Origin of the sequence: Bacillus sp. UNC437CL72CviS29 (assembly GCF_000482345.1) — a bacterium.
In the GTDB taxonomy this organism is placed as follows: domain Bacteria; phylum Bacillota; class Bacilli; order Bacillales; family Bacillaceae_G; genus Bacillus_A; species Bacillus_A arachidis.
On record NZ_AXVB01000003.1, the window covers coordinates 492,528 to 508,290 of the forward strand.

A 15,763-nucleotide genomic window follows, 5' to 3' on the forward strand; every position below is an offset into this window, starting at 1 on the left:
ATTGGAAGGATTATTACAGAAAAAGGTGAATTCAAGCGTGAAACTCATTCATTTAACTCATCCACACGAACAAAATAAAATAGAATTACCACCTACTGTAATGGCATTAGGATTTTTTGATGGCATTCATTTAGGGCATCAACGTGTGATTCGAACAGCAAAAAAAATAGCGGATGAAAGAGGATATAAAAGTGCTGTCATAACCTTTCATCCACACCCATCTGTTGTTTTAGGAAAAAAAGAAGCGCATGTGGAGTATATTACACCGTTATCTATTAAAGAAAAAGTAATTGCAGATTTAGGAATTGATATGTTATATGTGGTGAAATTCGATGAATCATTTGCTGGATTACAGCCACAACAGTTTGTAGATGAATATATTATTGGGCTAAATGTAAAACATGTAGTAGCAGGTTTTGACTATTCATATGGCCGTTTAGGAAAAGGGACGATGGAGACTTTACCATTTCATGCAAGAGGGGAGTTTACACAGACCGTGATTGAAAGAGTTGAGTTTCAAGAAGAGAAAGTAAGTTCCACAGCATTACGAAAACTGATTCGAAATGGAGAAATGGAACAAATCCCATCTATTTTAGGTAGGGCTTATACAGTAGAGGGAACGGTTGTGCACGGAGATAAACGTGGACGTCAAATTGGCTTTCCAACAGCTAATGTAGCTTTGAGCGATGAATACCTTCTGCCACCTGTTGGTGTATATGCGGTAAGATTAAAAGTTCATGATGAGTGGCATGATGGCGTATGTAACATTGGCTATAAACCAACATTTAAAGAAGATGAACGTAAATTGTCTATTGAAGTGCATCTATTCCATTTCAATGAGGATATATATAATCAGGTTGTTACTGTTGAGTGGCATATGCGTATTCGAGAAGAGAAAAAATTTAATGGTATTGATGAATTAGTTACCCAAATTGCAAAAGATAAAAAAACAGCACAAGAATATTTTAGTACTGGAAAGAATATACTTGCTTTTTCGAATGAAAAGTAGTATTCTATGTTATGTACTTTATGACAACCATTGCTTGGCATTGCGACTCACCGACGCTTGCTCGGTAATTGGGGGTTTAATTAATAGGAGGTGAAATAGGATGGCTTTAACACAAGAGCGTAAAAATGAAATCATTGCACAATTTAGAACTCATGAGACTGATACTGGTTCTCCAGAGGTTCAAATTGCTGTCCTAACAGAGCAAATTAATACTCTAAACGAGCACTTACGTACTCACAAGAAAGATCATCATTCACGTCGTGGTCTATTAAAGATGGTTGGTAAACGTCGTAACTTACTTACTTACCTTCGTAATAGCGATATCACACGTTACCGTGAATTAATCACAAAGCTTGGCTTACGTCGATAGTCAAAGAAGCGGGAATATTCCCGCTTTTTTGTTAGGTAAAAATATATCTTCTACTCTTAATAGCTTACTTAAATTTCGGTAATACTAGAGGAAGAATATTGTGATATATTAGCCATTTACATAGAAGAATTGAATATTTTAAACTGAGAGGGGTACTTAAATGAGTCAAGAAAAGCAAGTCTTCTCGATAGATTTAGCTGGTCGTCAGCTAACAATTGAAACAGGCCAGCTTGCAAAACAAGCAAATGGGGCAGTATTAGTAAGATATGGCGACACAGCAGTTCTATCTACAGCAACTGCATCAAAAGAGCCAAAAAATGTAGATTTCTTCCCGCTTACAGTAAACTATGAAGAGCGTTTATATGCAGTTGGAAAAATCCCAGGTGGTTTTATTAAACGTGAAGGTCGTCCAAGTGAAAAAGCAATTTTAGCAAGTCGTTTAATTGACCGACCAATTCGCCCACTTTTCGCAGATGGCTTCCGTAATGAAGTACAAGTTGTCAGCATCGTTATGAGTGTTGACCAAGATTGTTCTTCTGAGATGGCAGCTATGTTAGGTTCTTCATTAGCGTTATCGATCTCAGATATTCCATTTGAAGGTCCGATTGCTGGTGCAACAGTTGGTCGTATCGATGGCGAATTCATTATTAACCCAACAGTTGAACAGCAAGAGAAAAGTGATATTCATCTTGTTGTAGCGGGTACAAAAGATGCGATTAACATGGTAGAAGCAGGTGCAGATCAGGTACCTGAAGAAACAATGTTAGAAGCAATTATGTTCGGTCATGACGAAATTAAACGTTTAATTGCTTTCCAAGAAGAGATTGTACAAGCTATTGGTAAAGAAAAAGCAGAAGTAGTGCTTTATGAAGTTAATGCCGATCTTGATACAGTTATTCGTGAAATGGCAGAGAAAGATATGCATGCTGCAATTCAAGTGCATGAAAAACACGCGCGTGAAGATGCGATTAGCGAAGTGAAAAAACGTGTAATTGAGCATTATGAAGCACAAGAAGTTGATGCAGAAATATTAGGACAAGTAAATGAGATTTTATATAAAATTGTAAAAGAAGAAGTACGTCGTCTTATTACAGTTGAAAAAATCCGCCCAGATGGACGTAAGAGTGACGAAATCCGCCCGTTAGCATCAGAGGTAGGTATTTTATCTCGTACGCACGGTTCTGGACTATTTACACGTGGACAAACACAAGCACTAAGTATTTGTACATTAGGTGCATTAGGCGATGTGCAAATTTTAGATGGTCTTGGTGTAGAAGAATCGAAACGCTTTATGCATCATTATAATTTCCCATCCTTTAGTGTTGGTGAAACAAGACCGATGCGTGGACCAGGTCGTCGTGAAATTGGTCACGGTGCATTAGGTGAACGTGCTCTTGAACCTGTAATTCCATCTGAAAAGGACTTCCCGTATACAGTTCGTCTTGTATCAGAAGTATTAGAATCTAATGGATCTACTTCACAAGCAAGTATTTGTGGAAGTACGTTAGCGATGATGGATGCGGGTGTGCCATTAAAAGCACCAGTTGCTGGTATTGCAATGGGTCTAGTGAAATCTGGTGAGCACTACACAATTTTAACGGATATTCAAGGCATGGAAGATCATCTAGGTGATATGGACTTTAAAGTGGCAGGTACAGCAAAAGGTGTAACTGCATTACAAATGGACATTAAAATTGAAGGTTTATCTCGCGAAATTTTAGAAGAAGCATTACAACAAGCTAAAATCGGGCGTATGCATATTCTAGATCATATGTTGTCTGTGATTGCTGAACCGCGTAAAGAGCTATCTGCATATGCTCCAAAAATTATTACAATGACAATTAATCCAGATAAAATTCGCGATGTTATTGGACCAAGCGGTAAACAAATTAATAAGATTATTGAAGAAACAGGCGTGAAAATTGATATCGAACAAGACGGTACAGTATTTATTTCATCAATTGATCAAGAAATGAATGAAAAAGCGAAGAAAATTATCGAAGATATCGTTCGCGAAGTACAAGTGGGCGAAATCTACTTAGGAAAAGTAAAACGTATCGAGAAATTCGGAGCTTTCGTTGAATTATTTAGTGGTAAAGATGGACTTGTTCATATTTCTGAACTTGCACTTGAGCGTGTAGGTAAAGTAGAAGACGTTGTGAAAATCGGTGATGAGATTTCAGTAAAAGTTATCGAAATTGATAAACAAGGTCGTGTGAACTTATCTAGAAAAGTATTGTTAAAAGAAGAGCAAGAAAAAGAAGCAGCAAAAGAAGAAGCTTCACAAGAAGAAAATATACAAGAACAGAAGTAAGTAAAAAAAGCCAGGATTCCTGGCTTTTTTTGTTAAATAAAAATACATTTGATGCATAGATTTTTATTAGTGAAAGGTATAGTTTTCATGATAACGCTTAAATTAACAAAGATAAGAAGAGAATGGACTTTTCTTATTTGTATAGTTAATGGGAGGGTTTAGATGAGAACTCGTATCTTTGTATTCATAGCTATATTCTTATTTTGTATAGGCCTATGCTCGTATTCAGTGTTGGCAAATGACGATTTATATGAAAAAATTCAGAAACAAGCGAAACAGTATTCAATTGCACCACAAAATGCGATAATTGATAAGATTTGGAAGGCGACACCAGGGTATAATGGTAAAGAGGTTGATATTGAAGCATCATATAATTACATGAAGAATATAGGGAATTTTGATGAGAAGCACCTTGTATATCGGGAAGTTTCACCAAGCATACACTTAGAAGATTTATCGCCTTCTCCTATTTATCGTGGAAACCCAAATAAAAAAATGGTAGGATTAACCATAAATGTGGCATGGGGAAATGAATATCTTCCGCGTATATTAGAAACATTGAAAAAGCACAATGTAAAGGCAACGTTTTTTCTAGAAGGACGCTGGGTAAAAGAAAATTTACGATTTGCAAAAATGATCGTAGATGCAGGGCAAGAAGTAGGAAATCATTCTTATACACACCCAGATATGAAAACGCTATCTAGAACTCAGATACAAGAACAATTACAAAAGACAAATCAAATTATTGAGGCAGCTACAAATCAAAAAGTACGATGGTTTGCACCACCGAGTGGAAGTTTTCGTGATGAAGTTGTAGAAGTAGCGGCCGGGTTAAAGATGGGGACTATTATGTGGACAGTTGATACAATTGATTGGAAACGCCCTGAGCCTGAAGTACTTCTTCAGCGTGTGATGAGGAAAGTGCACCCAGGTGCAATTGTACTGATGCACCCGACATCCCCAACAGCGGAAGCGCTTAATACAATGATTTTACAGTTGAAAAAACAAGGATATAAAGTAGGTAATATTACGGAATTATTAGATGAAAAACGCATTGATTAAATACATTTACATGACATTCATGTTCAAACTTGTTATCATTAAATAATAGCAATTATTTAGAGAAACTGGCATTAGGAGGAAAGTTTTTGATTAAAAAATATACTTGTAAAAATGGTGTAAGGATCGTTATGGAGAACATACCAACTGTACGTTCAGTTGCGATTGGTATATGGATTCATGCTGGTTCTAGAAATGAAAATGAGAAAAATAATGGGGTTTCGCACTTTTTAGAGCACATGTTTTTTAAAGGAACAGAGACGCGTAGTGCAAGAGAAATTGCAGAATCATTTGATAGCATTGGTGGGCAAGTAAATGCGTTTACTTCAAAAGAATATACGTGCTATTATGCGAAAGTGCTAGATGAACATGCTAAGTATGCGTTAGATGTTTTAGCGGATATGTTCTTTAATTCAACATTTGATGAAGAGGAATTGAAGAAAGAGAAGAATGTTGTATTTGAAGAAATTAAAATGTATGAAGATACACCAGATGATATCGTACATGACATGTTAACGAAAGCAACATATGAAACGCATCCGCTTGGATACCCAATTCTAGGTACAGAAGAAACGCTTGAAACATTTACAGGGGATACACTGCGTCAATATATAAAAGATCATTATACACCTGAAAATGTTGTAGTTTCGATTGCTGGAAATATTGATGAAACATTTGTTCAAACGGTGGAACAATATTTCGGTAACTATGAGGGAACAACAAATCGTGAACAAGTACATAGCCCAATTTTTCATTTTAATAAAGTTGCTCGCAAGAAGGAAACAGAGCAAGCTCATTTATGTTTAGGATTCCAAGGATTGCAAATGGGACATGAAGATATTTATAACTTAATTGTATTAAATAATATATTAGGTGGAAGTATGAGTAGCCGCTTATTCCAAGAAGTGCGTGAACAAAGAGGATTAGCATACTCAGTGTTCTCGTATCATTCTTCTTATGAAGATACAGGGATGTTAACACTTTATGGTGGTACAGGAAGCCAACAATTAAATACTTTATATGATACAATGCAAGAAACTTTAGAGACGTTGAAAAATACCGGTATTACAGAGAAAGAACTTGTGAACAGTAAAGAACAGCTTAAAGGAAATTTAATGTTGAGTTTAGAGAGTACGAATAGTCGTATGAGTCGTAATGGTAAAAATGAATTACTTCTTAGAAAACACCGTTCTCTTGATGAAATTATTGAGAGTGTAAACAAAGTGACGAAAAAAGATGTAGATACATTGGTTCGCACTATGTTTACCAATGAATTTTCTGCAGCACTAATTAGTCCAAATGGAGAGCTTCCAAAAGGAATGAAATAAGGCGAAATAACCGTATCTCTTACGAGGAGATGCGGTTATTTTTATGTAGTAAGCTTTTTAACGTTATAAGAGATTTTGAATGTTAGGAAGAGGATTTCATTTTCTTGGTATTTTTTAGAGATATGTAGAATACGTACTTATTACAGGATGAGATTTGAGAATATTGTACGAAAGATTTTGGGTAAAGGAGAGAGTGACATGCGTTTAAGTGAATTAAGTGGAAAAGAAATTGTGGATTTGGAACGTGCGGAAAGAATGGGGATTTTAGGTCATGCTGATTTAGAAATAAACGAGAAGGATGGGAAAATTCAAGCTCTTATTATACCAGTGGGAAAATGGGGTGGTTTCAAAAGAGAACAGCAAGAAGTAAGGGTAGAATGGAGCCGGATTAAAAAGGTCGGTCATGATATGATTATTTTTGATCTTGCAAACCGTCCAGGCTCACAGTAAAAGATAACCATTTCGGTTGTCTTTTTTTTCTATTTCTAGGTAGTAATACACTACTTTCAGGCTTAGTAAAAAGCGGGAGATAAAATGCTCCCCTATAGAAGTTCAATTGGTGAAGGCTAATAATTCATGTTAATAAAAGAACACCTAATGAATATAGCTTTATTTTATAGAATTTCACATGTTTAGAAATAGTGGATGCCTTTGTTTTTCAATCACCTCTAACTCGTACGGTACATATGATGTGGAGGAAAAAGAAAAAGTAGGCGCTTTTCTTATAAATGATAGAAAAAAGAAGGTGAAGTAGGGAATGTTGACTGAGATGCACATCGCTGTCATAGGAGGAGACGCAAGACAGCTAGAAGTGATTCGTAAGTTAGTTGAACTTGATGCAAAACTTTCATTAGTAGGGTTCGATCAACTGGATCATGGTTTTACAGGGGCAGCAAAAGAGAGTATGCAAGATCTAGATTTCACTTCTTTAGATGCAATTATTTTGCCGGTAGCAGGAACAAATGCAAAAGGGGAAGTAGATACTATTTTTTCAAATGAAAAAATTGTGATTACGAAGGAACAAGTTGAAAAAACACCAGCAAGCTTTACTATATATTCAGGAATTGGTACACCGTATTTGGAGAATATTGTAACTACTACAAATCGAAAACTTGTGAAATTATTCGATCGTGATGATGTAGCGATCTACAATTCTATTCCAACGGTAGAAGGAACATTAATGATGGTTATTCAAAATACAGATTATACGATTCACGGTTCGAATGTAATGGTTTTAGGATTTGGTAGAACTGGAATGAGTGTAGCTAGGGCTTTTCAATCACTAGGAGCGCATGTCAAAGTAGGAGCAAGGCGCTCGGAACATATCGCTCGTATTTCAGAAATGATGTTTTCTCCTTTTTATATGCATAACATCGAGGAGGAAGTAAGTGATATTGATATTGTTATTAACACAATTCCACACCTTGTTGTAACAGCAAGTGTCATTTCACGGATGCCGGCGCACACTTTAATTATTGACCTAGCCTCTAGACCAGGTGGCACGGACTTTCGCTATGCAGAGAAACGAGGAGTTAAAGCATTGCTAGCGCCAGGTCTTCCCGGAATTGTTGCACCGAAAACAGCGGGGCAAATTTTGGCGAATGTTCTTTCTCAGCTATTAACAGCAGAGATGGTTGCAAGAGAGGAGAATGGGAAATGAGTTTGAAAGGGAAGCGGATTGGCTTTGGATTTACAGGTTCGCATTGTACGTATGCAGAAGTTATGCCACATGTAGAAAAGCTGATTGCAGAGGGGGTGGAAGTACTGCCAGTTGTTTCATACACTGTACAAACAACAAATACTAGATTTGGTGAAGGGGCAGAGTGGATTGAAAGAATTGAGGAGATAACAGGAAATAAGGTTATTAATTCTATCGTAGGGGCAGAACCACTTGGTCCCAAAATACCATTAGATTGTATGGTGATTGCTCCACTAACAGGAAATTCAATGAGTAAATTTGCTAATGCGATGACAGATTCTCCGGTACTAATGGCAGCAAAGGCAACGCTTCGGAATGGGAAACCCGTTGTATTAGCAGTTTCGACAAATGATGCTCTTGGTCTAAATGGTGTAAACCTAATTACACCAAGAGGATGACGACAAAAAGCAAACGCTTATTTGTCGCCATCTTTAGGGAGCTTAGGGTAGATCACAAGCTTGAAATCATCGAGCCTTTGCCATTTTTCTTTCGTGTAAATAGCTTTTTTCAGAACAGACTTTAACAGGCTATTCTTTTTCATTGGATCATCTGTTTTGAAATAAAGATCTAATACATGCTCTACTTGAGGAATCTTATCTTTTTTTACGCGTTCCTTTGTTATTTCAGTATTAATTTCCTTTTGGAGGTTCTCCATCATGTCAGTAATTTCATTCATGCGATCTGATACAACATTAGAACGTTCCAAAAACATATCAACCGTATAAACGCCTCGTTCTAATAAATCGTGTAAATTATTTTTTTGCTTTTGAACATCTAATAATTCTTTTTCAAGCTTGCGTAATGTAGCTTGATTTATTTTTATTACTTGCTTTTCTTTAGAAAGACTGTCTTGAATATTTTTAGCAAAATCAGCTTTGTAATTGATATACCATTCCTTTAAAGCCTCGAGTAAACGTCTTTCGATTAATTCTGTATAGCTTGATTTGTTTTCACAACCACGGTGTTTACAATCCATTGTCTTTTTTCGATTCTTTGGATACCTTTGCACCATGCTGTATCCGCATTTCCCACATCTGATAATTCCGGCTAGGGGATTCTTTAATCCATTCGTATTATAAGGAACGTGATATCTTGTATTTAATTTCTCCTGTGCTTTTTCAAATAAACTTTCTGAGATAATCGAATCATGTTTTCCATCTGCAATAATCCATTCTGATTTATCTTGTCTAGTGCAACTACGTTTCGTTGCATCCGGACGTTTCACTTCTTTTCTTTTTTGCCACGTTACTTTTCCGATGTAAATATTATTTTTTAACATATCTAACACGCTGTATGGATTCCAGTCGTTCCCTAATTTACTTTTATAGCCAAGCTGATTTAATTTGTTCGTAATCATGGAGGCTCCCATATCCTCATTTGCATACCATTCAAATATCATTCTGACAACAGAGGCTTCTTCTAGATTAATCGTTAACGTACGCTCACGCTTATTTAAGCGATGGATATCGTATCCGTATGGTGCGTGCGTACCAAGGTAATTGCCAGCCTCTACACTTGCAATACGACCACGTTGCATCCGGCGGGTAATAATCTTTAACTCTTTACGCGCCATAAACGCCTCAAATTCACTGTATTCTTCGTCCCACTCATCGTTAAGGTCATAAGTCTTCCTAGGTGTCATAATCTTCGTATTGGAGCGTTTAAATGTCTCTAAAATGATTCCTTGTTCTTTCATGCCACCACGACCTAAACGGTCCATATCCATGCAAAGAACAACGTCATATTTGTTATCCTCAATTTCTTCGAGTAGTGCTAACATCTCAGGACGTTTCACTAAGCTCTCACCAGAAACGATTTCCTCACGAACAGCTAAAACATTTAAACTTTTCTCTTTAGCGATTTTCAGCAGGGTAGTGCGGTGTTTTGCTAAAGTTTCGCCTTCACCACGTGCTTCGGCTTCTAGATCAGCGCGTGATTTACGTAAGTAGATCGCGGTTCTCATAGCAGTACCTCCTGTATTCAGTATTAATTATACGAAGAGTACATGACATAAATTATAAAAATTCAATGTTTAAGTAGAAGTTATAGTTTTTATTATGTAATTAGACATGTTTGTGAAAAAATATTTTCCAAATGACAAGCTAGCAGCTGATTTTCATAATGCAACAAGTGTTGCTTCGCAGGATGAATGAAACATTGAAAGTTTTTGCAATGAGATATATCGATTCTTTTCTTGTTTCGGGGAGGTTTAATGTCCTTGACATAAAAGTAACAATACAAAAATGTAGTTTGAAATTGTTTGCTTTTGCTTCTTTGTAGCCTTAAAAATCGCAGAAGCATTAGAAAGTACTGTAGAAAAAATTTTAAAATATAACGTGCGAAAAGCGCACTTATAAACTAGTTAGAAAGAAAGGGGGAAAATATCAGCACTTCCAATGGCAGTACCAATTGATCTAAAGCATAAATATATAAAAAGCACTTCAAGAGGTGACATCATGAGCCAACAAGAGGAATATGCAGCGACTTATGAATTTGGAAAAACGAAAGTTTATGTTGTGGCTCCTGAACCTAAAACACAAAAGGAAATTGAAAACATCCTTCGAGCATATTACGAGGCTGGTTGGGCCATCATCAAAGAAATGCAAGCAAAAGAAAGTATCGAGGATTAATTCCTCTTTTTTTCATAAAAAATAGACAAGTTATGTATTCTATAAATTTTATTGTAATTCTTTGAAAACTGAATACGGAGGTGAACAAATATGGGAACAAGTATATATTGCAATTCATCGATAGGTGGATTGCTACGTAATGCTAGAGAATGTTGTGAAAGATGGACAAATTCATTCAATAGAGCCACCAACAAGTGGTCATGGGGAACAGTCCTTTGTATATAAAAGTGGAAAAGTAACTCGTATGGATGAGCGGAAAACACAGTTACTTTAATCAAATTTGAATTTTGTTCGGGATGAAAATTTAGTGAAACAAAAAGTAATGAATACAAGGAAAAATCCCTGGGGGACAGGGATTCGATAAGGGAGATATTGTTGTCGTGCAATGTCGAAATTTGGCGTATTCAACAAATTAATATTATCACGAATTTTCAGTGGATTGTGATAGTGGATGTGTCAAAAATGTGTACAGATTTCATATAAAAGCGTTATTTGTTAAGAAATGAGGAGGTGTAATAGTGAATAATTGGATGGTGATATGAAAAAAGAATCCTTTATATAAAGGATTCTTCTGGTGATGAATTTTAACCTTCATAGTCACATTCATTACAAGAATTATCTTTTTCATTACAGCAAATACAGAACGTTTTTTGGATAAATATATTCCCGACACTAGGACTGTTAGTGGTATTTGAGAAAGTAAGGCTTTCGAAATCTTCCACTTGAAATATCCGTGGTGAATCCTCTTCACTTAATCTAGCGGTAATTGGTATGCGAGATCCTCTTGTTCGAATAGTTACCTCAAAAGGGGCACTATTACCAGCAGCAGAAATCTGAATTAATGTTTTATTGTGATTTTTGGTAAAGTCTTCAAAAATAGTTCTTGAAGTGTTAGGGCGTAAGAAAAAATCTAGGGGGATATTTCCAGTTAAATTTACTCCCGAACCGGAAATTGTATGAGTCTCAACGAAACATTTATGCTCTTTTTGACTAGAATACGAGTGATATTGGTTTTTATAACACTTCTTACCATTTTCATAAAAATAATCCGCCATACGTATGTCACTCTCCTTGTTAGTTGTCCATATATATTATTTGTGAAATAGAAATGGTGCTTGGACGAAATTTAAAAAATTTAAGGGATCTATTATGTACCGAAAAGTCAGTAAAAGGGTGGGGGAAAATCAGTTGGATAAAATGGACGAAAGTGTTATTTGAATAGAAAGAGGTTAGAGAATGATAAGGTAAAAAGTTTCACAAATTATCAACTTTAAATCAATGTTCATAGTATGAAAGGTGACGGGTGAGAATATTTACGAGGGTGGGGTGAATAAAAATGTTTCCCAGTTATTTTTACAATGAAATGCGAAAGCGTCCTTTAGGTGGGCATGGTCCTGCGCAAAGTACAATTCAAGCTGTTCACCAGGCTATACAAGCACAGCAACAAGCGATACAAGCACAACAACAAGCACAACAAATGCAACAAAGTATACAACCTTACTATCATTCATTGCAATATTATTATCCAATGTACATTATGCAGTATAGGATACCTTTTTCAACGGTTCCGTATGAAACTGCATATTATTTGTAGCAAATAGTCACAGAAGACATAACTGTTCGATGGACACTTATTCATAAATAGTTTAACAAAAACGTTATTTGATAAAAAAGAGCACATGTGTGAATGTGCTCTTAGAAAGATAGCAATCTATGAGAGAGGGTCTTCATACAATAAAGTATGCTTGTCTCATTAAGGCGTGTCAAAAATAAACAAAAGCGCCACTTTGAAGCAGAATGTGAATGTTGATTCAGGAAAAGGAAAAATAAAAATAGATATTGAAAGCCAGATGAAGACCCTAATATCTTTTGAAAAACTTTTGTAGTCAGATTTTCCTTCTGAAGTGAATTTTTTATATTGTATGTTGTTTTTTGATAGCTGAGTATGTCCGTAAAAGAATAAAAACGCTAAATTTAATGAATATTTTATTTAAAAAAAACATCACAATAAAAAGAGCACCTTCGAACAGTGCTCTGTAAAGGAAAAGAATCTTTGCAATTAATTGAAAAGTTGTAAAAGGATACCGTTCAGTTTATAGCTTAGATATTATTTTTTGATTCAAAATAGCATATGAGTATTGAGGGAGAAGTGTGAAAAAACAAAAGAGCAGCTAGCAAAAGCTAACTGTTTGGTTCATGGGTAATAGAGAAAGTAACTTAATGGGTTATCTATTATATTGACGGAAGATTTATTAAATAATCATAGTGGTAATTTATTATTTATTTTAACTTAAGGCTGGTTCCAAAAAAGTGACATACCAACAAAATATAGAACTATTAAAAGGAAAATTGCTATGAAAATAACTGAAAAAATCTTTTTCATTAGTAGACCTCCTTTATGAAGAATATTAACATTTATCCAGAATTTGAACAAAATAGTTATTTAAATAAAAGAAACCCCGTTTATCTACGGGGCTCCTAAGGGTAATCGTCAAGTAATGACGTACTCGACTAATTAACCGTAACATGAACTTTTTGGAAATAATACTGGTAAATGTGTCCAAATGAATCAGGGCCGTCATTTTGAATAAAATCGTTATTTCATAATAAATAATCTAAGAGCACACATATAAGCGTGCTCTTAGATTAGAAAGGTAGATTTCTATGAGTAGAGAATCTCCATACAATAACATATGCTTGTCCAGTATAAATGTGAAAAGTTTTTAATAAAAACGCTATTTTAATTGCAAATAAAAAGAGCACATTCATGTATGCGCTCTTGGATAACGGTTGTTATATTTTATTTTAGTGCTTATCTTTCATCGGATGTATCAAATTTATCAATCAATTTAAAGATAATTTCTAGAAGAACTGTAAATAAAATGGCGAAAATCAACACGGCATGAGGGGATAATTTCACCGTTGTAAAATTAAGATTTGCTAACCCAAAATATCCGACATACATCGTAAGAAATGTACTAACAATTGAAATTGTGAATCCTAAGAAACCTAATTCTATTAGTTTTTCCTCAGATAGTTTGAATACTCGTAATATGAAAGAGAAGATTATTCCAAATATGAAAAATCCAATAGATAACGTCAATAGTGACATTATACTTGTATATTCAATGTCATTAGGCATCCATTGTTTCATTCCTACAATTATAACTGTAGGGAGAACAATAGGTAGTACCAGTGGTAACACTATTTGAAGAACTGCAAATAGTCCATTGATGTTATTTGTTTCATTGTTATTTTGATTATTCATAAAGCCTCCAAAAAAAATATAAAGATTAATATCCTAGAGGATTTTAACACAAAAGTATTAGTAAAGATACATTCAAAAATAAAGATGGATTTAAACAAAAATTTTATATTGTAATAATATACAGAGTTTATTGGGGATGGTTCTATAAATAAAAACTCTACTCTCAACGACGAGAGCAGAGTTCATGGATGCAGTTGCTGAGTTCGTGGGATGGTGAACGCCAGCAATTGAATAATATCATGATTATTCAGAAAAAACACCGAGTAAATATTTCTAACTTTTCTAATAATAGTAAATTGATGTGAAATGAATAAAATCGTTATTTACATTGTATATGTAAAAAGAGCATCTGATATAGGTGCTCCTAGAAAGAAGATTCCAATGCCTTTAAGTCTCCTTGTTTATATTGATTATTTATATGCTAGTTTCATTGTAAATGTGAAAGTCGAAATAACTGAAGTGAAATATGTATACAAAAAAGAGAACTATATAAAAGTGCTCTTTCAAGAACTTGTATTGTTATTTATTTAATACTAATAATTACTAACAAAAAGAAATTGAAGTTTGCTTACTGCTATATAAGATACAGAAAATTTACTATTGTAGGGATTGCCATGAATGTGCTTATTGAAATTGTTGTTGACCGCCCATTTGCTGTCCTTGTTGGTTACCCATTTGCATACCTTGTTGACCGCCCATTTGCTGCCCTTGTTGGTTACCCATTTGCATACCTTGTTGACCGCCCATTTGTTGCCCTTGTTGTCCACCCGTTTGACCAACTTGTGATTGAGCCTGAGAAATAGCTTGATTTACTTGGCTTAATGTCTGATTAGCTTGTAGATACTGTAAACCTTGATTTAATGTTTGAATAGCTTGTTGTAATTGTTGATCAGCTTGTTGCATTTGTTGTTGAGACTGTTGGCTAAATTGTTGAAGCTGTTGCATCAGTTGGTTAGCTTGTTGCAATCCTTGTTGCGGCTGTTGTTGTTGACCTTGAGATGCTTGAGATAAAGACTGTTGTAACTGCTGAATTTGATCTTTAAGACTAGTTAATTCTTGTGAAACTTCTAAATCAGCAGCTTTTCGTGCCACAGCTTCAACTTTTTTCTCTGTTCGTTTGTCCATTTTATAATCCTCCTTTTGTACCCACATAGTAGTGAGCAACATCTTTTATATTGTGCAAATTTTTGGGTTAAATACTAAATAAAAAAATAAATTTAAAATACAGAGAATTAGGAAAGGGGCATAAAGATAAAGTTTTAATTACAAATAGGACAAGCGAAATCGCTTGTCCCATGAGGAGTAAATTAACTTAGGTAGATTTTAAAAGTAACAAAATGACTCGTATTGGTAAATTGACTCATGAATAGTATGTGTGAATGGGAAAGGATTATACAACAAAATAACAGACAACTGAAAAAGTTGTCTGTTATTAAAGCCCTTGGATAACGGTGGGGAGTCCGTCAGAGAAATTATGGAAATGTCAATAGCTTTTTAAAGAGTCTGTACAAAATCAGCATTGATTATACAAAATTTGTTAATGATTTGGCAGACAACATTTTTAGTTGCCTGCCTGTGGGTCTCATGAGTTTGTGAGATTAACTAATGGCATACTCATTGAAAGAGGGAGTGAACCGCTAGTTCGAATGGCTTATGGATAGTGTGTGCAGCCTTTTTGAAAATATGTAAAAAGGATATGTCTATTTAAAAAATCAAATATAGCACAAATATAGCGTGTTCATAGGAAGATGGGTTTTTATGAGTGATGTTCTCTATACAATAACATATGCTTGTTTCGTTTAAATGTGTCAAAAATCAACAAAAACGCCATTTGATACTGAAATTATCCACTATAAAAAGAGCACTATATACGTGCTCTTATCAGGGCCTCAGAGAGTGGAATGTGGCACACATGATAATATATGCAAGTTACTCATCAAGGTGTAAATATCTAACAAAAATTTCATTTTATAAAAAACATCACAATAAAAAGAGTACCTTCGAACAGTGCTCTTTAAGAGGAAATAAGCCTTGGAATCAATTGAAAAGTTGTAAAAGGATACCTTTCATTTTAATGCTTAGATAT

At 34.9% G+C, this 15,763-nt stretch carries 14 protein-coding genes and 3 pseudogenes; 12 read left to right on the top strand and 5 right to left on the bottom strand.

The window, feature by feature from the left end; all coding sequences use genetic code 11:
• Positions 1-37 precede the first annotated feature (37 nt).
• The 8 genes and pseudogenes from ribF to dpaB form a co-directional block, all read left to right on the top strand.
• The gene (ribF, locus tag M014_RS0102705) at positions 38-1,009 is read left to right on the top strand and encodes a bifunctional riboflavin kinase/FAD synthetase (protein WP_026590338.1); all 972 of its coding nucleotides are present in this window, start codon (positions 38-40) and stop codon (positions 1,007-1,009) included.
• A gap of 100 nt (positions 1,010-1,109) precedes the next feature.
• Positions 1,110-1,379 carry a 30S ribosomal protein S15 gene (gene rpsO, locus M014_RS0102710; protein WP_001229392.1) on the top strand — a complete coding sequence of 90 codons (270 nt, stop codon included), beginning with the start codon at positions 1,110-1,112 and terminating at the stop codon, positions 1,377-1,379.
• A gap of 160 nt (positions 1,380-1,539) precedes the next feature.
• Complete coding sequence (pnp, locus tag M014_RS0102715) at positions 1,540-3,693, top strand: polyribonucleotide nucleotidyltransferase (protein WP_026590339.1); 2,154 nt, start codon at positions 1,540-1,542, stop codon at positions 3,691-3,693.
• 162 nt (positions 3,694-3,855) lie between these two features.
• Positions 3,856-4,755 (top strand): polysaccharide deacetylase family protein, encoded by a 900-nt coding sequence (locus M014_RS0102720; protein ID WP_026590340.1) that lies wholly within the window; start codon positions 3,856-3,858, stop codon positions 4,753-4,755.
• An 86-nt stretch (positions 4,756-4,841) separates the two neighbouring features.
• Entirely contained in the window at positions 4,842-6,080 is a 1,239-nt protein-coding gene (locus M014_RS0102725) for a M16 family metallopeptidase (protein WP_026590341.1), read from the top strand.
• A gap of 198 nt (positions 6,081-6,278) precedes the next feature.
• A complete protein-coding gene (locus M014_RS0102730; RefSeq protein ID WP_026590342.1) occupies positions 6,279-6,530 on the top strand; it encodes a YlmC/YmxH family sporulation protein in 252 nt (83 codons plus the stop codon).
• Positions 6,531-6,837: 307 nt separating this feature from the next.
• Positions 6,838-7,740, top strand: a complete 903-nt coding sequence (gene dpaA, locus M014_RS0102735) for a dipicolinic acid synthetase subunit A (RefSeq protein ID WP_026590343.1) — start codon at positions 6,838-6,840, stop codon at positions 7,738-7,740.
• Positions 7,737-8,162, top strand: a pseudogene (dpaB, locus tag M014_RS26320) (dipicolinate synthase subunit B); the annotation flags it as partial. The gene dpaA and the pseudogene dpaB, both read left to right, overlap by 4 nt.
• A gap of 32 nt (positions 8,163-8,194) precedes the next feature.
• On the opposite strand, the gene M014_RS0102745 reads toward dpaB, so the two are convergent.
• Positions 8,195-9,742, bottom strand: coding sequence for a recombinase family protein (locus M014_RS0102745; protein WP_026590344.1), 1,548 nt, complete (start codon positions 9,740-9,742; stop codon positions 8,195-8,197).
• A 92-nt stretch (positions 9,743-9,834) separates the two neighbouring features.
• Positions 9,835-10,058 (bottom strand): annotated as a pseudogene (locus M014_RS30540) (ImmA/IrrE family metallo-endopeptidase); the annotation flags it as partial.
• A 117-nt stretch (positions 10,059-10,175) separates the two neighbouring features.
• On the opposite strand from M014_RS30540, the gene M014_RS0102750 reads away from it, so the two are divergent.
• Positions 10,176-10,409, top strand: coding sequence for a hypothetical protein (locus tag M014_RS0102750; protein WP_208017123.1), 234 nt, complete (start codon positions 10,176-10,178; stop codon positions 10,407-10,409).
• A 151-nt stretch (positions 10,410-10,560) separates the two neighbouring features.
• Positions 10,561-10,683: pseudogene (locus tag M014_RS29050) on the top strand (DUF3954 domain-containing protein); the annotation flags it as partial.
• 310 nt (positions 10,684-10,993) lie between these two features.
• On the opposite strand, the gene M014_RS0102760 reads toward M014_RS29050, so the two are convergent.
• On the bottom strand, positions 10,994-11,464 hold the full coding sequence (locus M014_RS0102760) for a hypothetical protein (RefSeq protein ID WP_026590346.1): 471 nt from the start codon (positions 11,462-11,464) through the stop codon (positions 10,994-10,996).
• Positions 11,465-11,745: 281 nt separating this feature from the next.
• On the opposite strand from M014_RS0102760, the gene M014_RS0102765 reads away from it, so the two are divergent.
• Entirely contained in the window at positions 11,746-12,003 is a 258-nt protein-coding gene (locus tag M014_RS0102765; protein ID WP_026590347.1) for a DUF3947 family protein, read from the top strand.
• Between the two features lie 1,218 nt (positions 12,004-13,221).
• On the opposite strand, the gene M014_RS0102775 is transcribed toward M014_RS0102765, so the two are convergent.
• Positions 13,222-13,677, bottom strand: a complete 456-nt coding sequence (locus M014_RS0102775; protein WP_026590348.1) for a hypothetical protein — start codon at positions 13,675-13,677, stop codon at positions 13,222-13,224.
• 306 nt (positions 13,678-13,983) lie between these two features.
• Here M014_RS0102775 and M014_RS0102780 point away from each other — a divergent pair, with 306 nt between their 5' ends.
• Positions 13,984-14,208, top strand: coding sequence for a hypothetical protein (locus tag M014_RS0102780; RefSeq protein ID WP_026590349.1), 225 nt, complete (start codon positions 13,984-13,986; stop codon positions 14,206-14,208).
• A gap of 93 nt (positions 14,209-14,301) precedes the next feature.
• On the opposite strand, the gene M014_RS0102785 is transcribed toward M014_RS0102780, so the two are convergent.
• Complete coding sequence (locus M014_RS0102785) at positions 14,302-14,802, bottom strand: hypothetical protein (protein WP_026590350.1); 501 nt, start codon at positions 14,800-14,802, stop codon at positions 14,302-14,304.
• Between the last annotated feature and the right edge of the window lie 961 nt (positions 14,803-15,763).

What these genes read in the sequence shown, in the direction of transcription:
- rpsO (WP_001229392.1), top strand. Translation starts at nt 1,110, where the DNA reads ATGGCTTTAACACAAGAGCGTAAAAATGAAATCATTGCACAATTTAGA.
- pnp (WP_026590339.1), top strand. Translation starts at nt 1,540, where the DNA reads ATGAGTCAAGAAAAGCAAGTCTTCTCGATAGATTTAGCTGGTCGTCAG.
- M014_RS0102720 (WP_026590340.1), top strand. Translation starts at nt 3,856, where the DNA reads ATGAGAACTCGTATCTTTGTATTCATAGCTATATTCTTATTTTGTATA.
- M014_RS0102730 (WP_026590342.1), top strand. Translation starts at nt 6,279, where the DNA reads ATGCGTTTAAGTGAATTAAGTGGAAAAGAAATTGTGGATTTGGAACGT.
- dpaA (WP_026590343.1), top strand. Translation starts at nt 6,838, where the DNA reads ATGTTGACTGAGATGCACATCGCTGTCATAGGAGGAGACGCAAGACAG.
- M014_RS0102745 (WP_026590344.1), bottom strand. Translation starts at nt 9,742, where the DNA reads ATGAGAACCGCGATCTACTTACGTAAATCACGCGCTGATCTAGAAGCC.
- M014_RS0102750 (WP_208017123.1), top strand. Translation starts at nt 10,176, where the DNA reads ATGGCAGTACCAATTGATCTAAAGCATAAATATATAAAAAGCACTTCA.
- M014_RS0102760 (WP_026590346.1), bottom strand. Translation starts at nt 11,464, where the DNA reads ATGGCGGATTATTTTTATGAAAATGGTAAGAAGTGTTATAAAAACCAA.
- M014_RS0102765 (WP_026590347.1), top strand. Translation starts at nt 11,746, where the DNA reads ATGTTTCCCAGTTATTTTTACAATGAAATGCGAAAGCGTCCTTTAGGT.
- M014_RS0102775 (WP_026590348.1), bottom strand. Translation starts at nt 13,677, where the DNA reads ATGAATAATCAAAATAACAATGAAACAAATAACATCAATGGACTATTT.
- M014_RS0102780 (WP_026590349.1), top strand. Translation starts at nt 13,984, where the DNA reads ATGAATAAAATCGTTATTTACATTGTATATGTAAAAAGAGCATCTGAT.
- M014_RS0102785 (WP_026590350.1), bottom strand. Translation starts at nt 14,802, where the DNA reads ATGGACAAACGAACAGAGAAAAAAGTTGAAGCTGTGGCACGAAAAGCT.